Here is a 6,538-nt window from a genome sequence, read left to right as displayed (position 1 = left end):
AGAAAAAACCTGAATTATTCAAGAAGCGCGTTTATAACCAGCCGGGACTTGACAGCTACTCATGCTAATGGCGAATTTTTGTCCAAACCCACCATCCCCACCCACCCCCATCATCAACCTTTGCGTCGCCCTTGTCGCCGCGACATAAAACACCCGCGCCGCTTCCTTCTCGTCCTCGCCGTGCGCAGGCATGTGCCCCACGCCGGGTAGCGCCACCACGGGGAACTCCAGGCCTTTGCTGACCTTCATGGTCATCACCTGAATGGCGTCTGCGCCGGGGTGGTAGTCGCCGCTGCGTTTGCGTACGCGGTGCGGCAGCTTGCGTTGGGCCAGGGCGCTGGCGCACAGGTCCATGGTGTCCCAGTCCGCGCACAGCACGGCCATGTCACCCCATGCAAAGCCTTCTTTGTGCGCCTTAGCCAGGTGGTCGGCTATGGCAAATGCTTCGTCGCGCAAGGTGGGCAGTTTGATGATGACGGGGGCTTGCCCCTCGCGTCCGCAGCTCACGGGTTTCAGCAGCGGGATGCCGTCGTCGTCTTTGTCGTCCGCCGTCAACAAGTCCGCAGCCACCAGGCTGGCGGTGTGCAGAATTTGGCGGGTGTTGCGGTAGTTGATCTTCAGGATGGTGGTGCGGCCCTGCGCCTGGATGCCCACGCTTTTGAAGCTGAATTGTTTGCTGCGCGCCCGTTCATAAATGCTTTGCGCATCGTCATACAGCACCAGCAGGCTGTTGGTGGCGGGGTCCACCATTTGGGTGACGAGCTTGAGCCATTCGGGCGCAAAGTCGTGGCCTTCGTCAATCATCACCGCCTGGTATTGGCCGCCGGGTATCTGGCTGCGCTCCACCGCGCGGATGACGCGGTCCACCATGTCAATCATCTTGGCACCCACGGGCATGTTTTGCGCGGGCAGTTCTTGCCCATAGGCCGTGAGCTGCCGGTGGCACCAGCTGTGAAAATGCCGCACATGCACCCGGTCGCTCAGGCCCTTGGCCTCCATCACCCTGTGCAGCTTCACCCCCAGCGGTTCGTTAAAGCAGAGGATGAGGATGGGTTTGCTGCTGGGCGTGCAGGCCTTGGCCAAATACTCGGCGCGGTAGCCCAAAATCATGGTTTTGCCCGAGCCCGCCACGCCGTGGCCATCGCCCAGGGATCTAGCCAGTTGCTCTTGCTGGATGTCCATGACCCGCATGATGTCGGGCAGGTCTTCGTCGGGGTCGTTGTCGTCAAAGAGGTCGCCGGTGGTTTGCACGCGGATTTGCGGAAACATATTCCAGCGCACGCGGTCTATTTGCGGCAATGACAGCGCGCCGCCAAAACTGTGTGGGAACATGTCCCACAACCTCTTCTGAAAAGCTTCTGGATCGGCGCTCTCCAGCATCTCGTCTTTGCAGATCACATGGTGCGGCTCTATCGCTTCGTGCAGGCCAGCATCGTCAAATTGCTTGCGTGTGATGTTGGTGAACACAACCCCGTGCCCCCAGGGAAAAGCCAGGCCGCCTTTGTACGGCCCGTCTGCCTGAATGAGTTGTGGATCTCGCTTGAGTGCGTCAATCACCTGAATCGCACAGTGACGGGCTTGGGCCAACGGATTGATCACGACCTTGATCTGGCCGTTGGCATGAATGTCCCAGGCCTGGCGTGTTGCCTGCCGTATGGTTTCCAGCTTCCAGTCTTTGGTCTCAAGAATCAGCAGCCCGTGCCGGGGGTGCATGACGACAAAGTCAGGGTGAGATTGCTTGGGCCCGACGGGTACGTTGTACCAAAGCAGATAGTCGTCATCGAGCATTTGCTCCAGACGTTCCGCCAGGCGTTCCTCGCCGCGTGTTTCGAAAGTACAGCTACCTTTCGAAGGAATAAGAGCCGCCATCCCGTGAATCCATCACTGATTTTTTGTAACTGCATGATGCACCCAAAATCAGCATCAGGCTAAGGGGCTTACGCGATGGCTGCCAGTGATCAGATGAACCTAGCGCTTGCCAGCGCCCCATCTGCCAGCGCCCAGCCAGGCCGGAGCAGCTGCCGCCGATGACGGCAAAGTCAATGTTTTGTTTCACAGGCGCGCCCAGCGCCTGGTACACGTTGCCCAGCGTCTCGGATGTGGATGGTCCGTCGCCCTCGGCCATGTGCAGCAGCACATGGAGGACGTCAGAGAGTTGGCTGTTTTGTTTCATGCAACATCATTGATTGCATGTGTTGGACCTTGCCAATCTTGCCGGTTTTTTCGGCTTGCTGCGGCTCAGCGGATCAAATGTCAAAGTCGTAATCAATGATCAGCGGCGCGTGGTCGCTGAACCAACTGCCCTTGTAGACGCTTGCACTGCGCGCCGTGGGCGCCAGGCCAGGCGTCGCCAACTGATAGTCAATCCGCCACCCCACATTCTTGGCCCGCGCCTGCCCCCGGTTGCTCCACCACGTGTAGCACTCGTCCGTGGTCTCGGGGTGCAACTGGCGGTACACGTCGACCAGGCCGATGCCCTTGTCCGGGTCGAGCAAAGTGCTCATCCAGGCGCGCTCTTCGGGCAAAAAGCCACTGTTCTTGAGGTTGCCCTTCCAGTTCTTCAAGTCCTTCTCGTGGTGCGCGATGTTGACGTCGCCCACCAGGATGTACTCGCGCTCGCCCCTCAGCCGCGCCAGGTGCGGCGCGATCATGCCCAGGAAGCGGAACTTGGCCTGCTGGCGGTCTTCCGAGCTGGAGCCGCTGGGGAAGTAGCAGCTGATGAGGGACAGCTTGCGGCCAGGTTTGTCAAAGCGCACCTCGACCCAGCGGCCTTCGGCGTCGAACTCGGTGGTCGTGTCGTGCGTGCCCAGCCCGATCAGCACATCCGAAGGCTCGTGCTTGCTGAACATGCCCACGCCCGAGTAGCCCTTCTTTTCTGCATGGTGAAAGTAGCCCTTCATGCCCGCCATGGCGGTCAAGTGAGGGGTCAAATCGGCGGCCTGTGCCTTGAGTTCCTGCACGCCCATACAATCGGCCGCAAGCTCTTCAGCCCAGGGGATCAGGCCCTTGTTGGCGGCCGACCGGATGCCGTTCAGGTTGAGTGAGACGAGTCGAAACACGAGGACCTTTCAAATGAGCAACACCCCTTCCAACAGCGCGCTGGCCCAGGAGTTCGTGGCCTTCGCGGTTCAATCGCAGGTGTTGCGGTTCGGGGAATTCAAGACCAAGGCGGGGCGGCTGTCGCCCTATTTCTTCAACGCCGGCTTGTTTGACGACGGCGCCAAGCTGGGCCGCCTGGCCCAATTCTATGCACAGCGGCTGGTGGACTCCGGCTTGCAGTTCGACATGCTGTTTGGCCCGGCCTACAAGGGCATCACCCTGGCGGCCGCCGTGTCGATTGAGCTGGCGCGCCTGGGCAAAAACGTGCCCTTCGCCTACAACCGCAAGGAAGCCAAAGACCACGGCGAGGGCGGCACCCTGGTGGGCGCACCCGTCAAAGGCCGCGTGCTGATCATCGACGATGTGATCTCGGCCGGGACCTCGGTGCGCGAGTCCATCGACCTGATCGCCAAGGCGGGCGCCACGCCCTGCGGCGTCACCATCGCGCTGGACCGGCAAGAAAAAGCCACCCTGAATGGTGAAGAATGTCCGGAAAGTGCCGTTCAGCAGGTTGAACAGCACTACCAACTGCCGGTTGTTTCCATTGCGACCCTGGCCGACCTGTTGCAATATCTGAGTCATCAATCCGACCCGGCGTTGGTCTCATTCCATTCTGCGGTGGCGGCGTATCGCCAGCGCTACGGGGTCTGAGGCGGCGCCCCAGACTCACTGACCGACCCATGCAACGATTCGCGCCAAATTTGTTCTGGCTGGCCTCACTGGCCGCTTCCTTGTGCTCGCCGACGTTCGCAGGGGGCACCATGTTCCGCTGCGGCAGTTCCTACCAGGACCGCCCCTGTGATGCAGGCCAGCCCGCCAAGGTGATCAACAGCAGCGGCGTGGCCCGGGATCAAAAGCCGACCACGCTGCCTCCAGCATCACCCTTGGTGGCCACCGGCGCGGCCGTGGCGCCAGTGGGGGCGGCCAAGGTCGACGCCGAATGCGCGGCCCTGGGCAACCGCGCCAAGCAGGTCGTGTGGGCCAAGGAGTCGGGTAAAACGGCCGAGGTGCAGCTGGCAGCCGCGACCACTGAAGGCGACCGCCGCCTGATTGCCGATGTGTTCAACCGGCGCGGTTCGTCCCTGGAGGTGCGCCAGGCGGTCGAAACCGACTGCATGGCGGCCAAGGCGCCTGTGGGTGGGCTGGCCAACCTCTGCCAGGTGTTGAAAGGTCAGATGGACCTGGAGCCGACCGAACCCAACAATCGACAGCGGCAAGCAGCCGCAAAGGCGTGGCGTGATGCGGGTTGCTGACATGGGCTTGAAACTGACAGCGTGGGGCGTGGCCCGTCTGGGCGCAATCGCGATGTGGAGTGCGACCTCGGCGCTGGCGGCGCCCACCATTTACTCATGCGACGACGGCAAGGGCCACAAGCTCACCTCAGACCGCCCGATCCAGGAGTGCCTGGACCGCGAGCAGCGCGTGCTCAACAAGGACGGCTCTCATCGCCAGACCGTGCCGCCGCGCATGACCGCCGACGAACAGGCGGCTTATGAGGATCTGCAGCGGCAGAAAGCCACGCAAGAGGCCGCCCGCAAGGACGCGGTCCGCCGCGACCGCAACCTGATGATGCGCTTTCCCAATGAGGCCGCGCACAACAAGGGGCGTGTGGCGGCGCTGGACGACTTGCGCAAGGCCATCGCCATCTCTGAAAAACGCGTGGCCGATTTGCAGACCGACCGCAAGAGCCTGATGACCGAGGCCGAATTCTTCAAGGGCAAGGCCATGCCTTTCAAGCTGCGCCAGCGCATCGAAGACAACGAGGCCACGCAACTGGCCCAGCGCGACATCATCTTGAACCAGAAGGCCGAGATGGTGCGCATCAACGCGCTGTATGACAGCGAATTGGCCCGCTTGAGGCGCCTGTGGGCCGGCGCGCCGCTGGGTTCGGTGCCTGCCGCGTTCACCGTGGCACCGCGCTGACCTGAGCCTCAGCCTTCGAGCTTTTTCTTCAAAAGCTCGTTGACCGTGGACGGGTTGGCCTTGCCCTTGGTGGCCTTCATGGCCTGACCGACCAGGGCATTGAAGGCCTTGTCCTTGCCCGCCCGGTATTCCTCGACCGACTTGGCATTGGCGGCCAGCACCTCGTCCAGGATCTTTTCCAGCTCGCCGGTGTCGCTCATCTGCTTGAGGCCCATCGCCTCAATGATGGTGTCGATGCGTGCCGTGGGCGCAAGGCCTGAAGCCGCCTCCGTCCACAACACTTCAAAGACTTGCTTGGCGCCGTTGTTGGCGATGGTGCCGTCCGCGATGCGGCCGATCAGGGCGGCCAGCAACTCGGCGCTGACGGGGCTGGATTCAATGGTCTGCTCAGCCGCGTTCAAGCGACGCGAAATTTCGCCCATGACCCAGTTGGACACCAGCTTGGGCTGGCCACACGCCTTGGCGGCGGATTCGAAGAAGGTGCCCACGGCCTTGGACTGCGTCATCAGTGTCGCGTCATAAGCGGGCAGGCCATGGTCGGCCTGGAAGCGCGCGGCCATGGCGCGCGGCAACTCCGGCATCTCGCCACGCACACGCTCGATCCACTCGGGCGCGATCACCAACGGTGGCAGATCCGGATCCGGGAAGTAACGGTAATCATGCGCGTCTTCCTTGCTGCGCATCGCGCGCGTCTGCCCGGTGTCGGCGTTGAACAGCACGGTGGCCTGTTGGATGCTGCGGCCATCTTCGATCTCGTCGATCTGCCACTGGATCTCGTAATCCACTGCTTGCTGGATGAACTTGAAGCTGTTCAGGTTCTTGATCTCGCGGCGGGTGCCAAAGGGCGCGCCGGGCTTGCGCACCGACACGTTGGCGTCGCAGCGGAAGCTGCCTTCCTGCATGTTGCCGTCGCAGATGCCCAGCCACACCACCAGGGCGTGCAGGGCGCGGGCGTACTCGGCCGCTTCAATGCTTGAGCGCATGTCCGGCTCGGTCACGATCTCCAGCAGTGGTGTGCCTGCGCGGTTCAAATCGATGCCGCTAGATTTTTCGCCATTGAAGCCGACGAAGTCATCGTGCAAGGACTTGCCCGCGTCTTCTTCCAGGTGGGCGCGCGTGAGCTGCACCGTGTGCTCGACATCGCCAACGAAGAAACGCACCGAGCCGCCTTGCACCACCGGGATCTCGTATTGGCTGATCTGGTAGCCCTTGGGCAGGTCGGGGTAGAAGTAGTTCTTGCGCGCAAAGATCGAGCGCGGGGCCACTGTGGCACCCACGGCCAAGCCGAAAGCGATGGCGCGATCGACCGCGCCACGATTCATCACCGGCAGGGTGCCGGGCAAGGCCAGGTCCACCGGGCAAGCCTGGGTGTTGGGGGCGGCGCCAAACTCGGTGGAGGCCCCCGAGAAGATCTTGGATTGCGTCGACAGCTGGGCGTGGGTTTCCAGGCCGATGACGACTTCGTAACCGCGGATGAGGGCAGGTGGGGTCATGGGGCGTTCAGCGTGAAGGATGG

At 62.2% G+C, this 6,538-nt stretch carries 6 protein-coding genes and 1 pseudogene; 3 read left to right on the top strand and 4 right to left on the bottom strand.

Going from position 1 to position 6,538, the window contains the following annotated elements:
• Positions 1-18: 18 nt before the first annotated feature.
• The 3 genes and pseudogenes from PSV38_RS02165 to PSV38_RS02155 form a co-directional block, all read right to left on the bottom strand.
• Positions 19-1,869, bottom strand: coding sequence for an NERD domain-containing protein/DEAD/DEAH box helicase (locus tag PSV38_RS02165; protein ID WP_300544313.1), 1,851 nt, complete (start codon positions 1,867-1,869; stop codon positions 19-21).
• A 217-nt stretch (positions 1,870-2,086) separates the two neighbouring features.
• Positions 2,087-2,173: pseudogene (locus PSV38_RS02160) on the bottom strand (transcriptional regulator); the annotation flags it as partial.
• A gap of 73 nt (positions 2,174-2,246) precedes the next feature.
• Positions 2,247-3,059: an exodeoxyribonuclease III gene (locus PSV38_RS02155; protein WP_300544311.1), complete on the bottom strand. Its 813-nt coding sequence runs from the start codon at positions 3,057-3,059 to the stop codon at positions 2,247-2,249.
• Positions 3,060-3,072: 13 nt separating this feature from the next.
• On the opposite strand from PSV38_RS02155, the gene pyrE reads away from it, so the two are divergent.
• Genes pyrE through PSV38_RS02140 form a run of 3 tightly spaced genes read left to right on the top strand, consistent with a single transcriptional unit; the run spans position 3,073 to position 5,022 of the window.
• Positions 3,073-3,750, top strand: a complete 678-nt coding sequence (gene pyrE, locus PSV38_RS02150) for an orotate phosphoribosyltransferase (protein ID WP_300544308.1) — start codon at positions 3,073-3,075, stop codon at positions 3,748-3,750.
• 29 nt (positions 3,751-3,779) lie between these two features.
• Positions 3,780-4,352, top strand: a complete 573-nt coding sequence (locus PSV38_RS02145; RefSeq protein ID WP_300544305.1) for a hypothetical protein — start codon at positions 3,780-3,782, stop codon at positions 4,350-4,352.
• Positions 4,339-5,022, top strand: coding sequence for a hypothetical protein (locus tag PSV38_RS02140; RefSeq protein WP_300544302.1), 684 nt, complete (start codon positions 4,339-4,341; stop codon positions 5,020-5,022). The genes PSV38_RS02145 and PSV38_RS02140 overlap by 14 nt, the downstream gene beginning before the upstream one ends.
• An 8-nt stretch (positions 5,023-5,030) precedes the next feature.
• On the opposite strand, the gene gatB is transcribed toward PSV38_RS02140, so the two are convergent.
• Positions 5,031-6,515 (bottom strand): Asp-tRNA(Asn)/Glu-tRNA(Gln) amidotransferase subunit GatB, encoded by a 1,485-nt coding sequence (gene gatB / locus PSV38_RS02135; protein WP_300544300.1) that lies wholly within the window; start codon positions 6,513-6,515, stop codon positions 5,031-5,033.
• Between the last annotated feature and the right edge of the window lie 23 nt (positions 6,516-6,538).

Origin of the sequence: Aquabacterium sp. (assembly GCF_029946005.1) — a bacterium.
In the GTDB taxonomy this organism is placed as follows: Bacteria; Pseudomonadota; Gammaproteobacteria; order Burkholderiales; family Burkholderiaceae_C; genus Aquabacterium.
The sequence above is the reverse complement of the archived record's forward strand: the minus strand, read 5'-3'. Positions and strand labels throughout refer to the sequence as shown.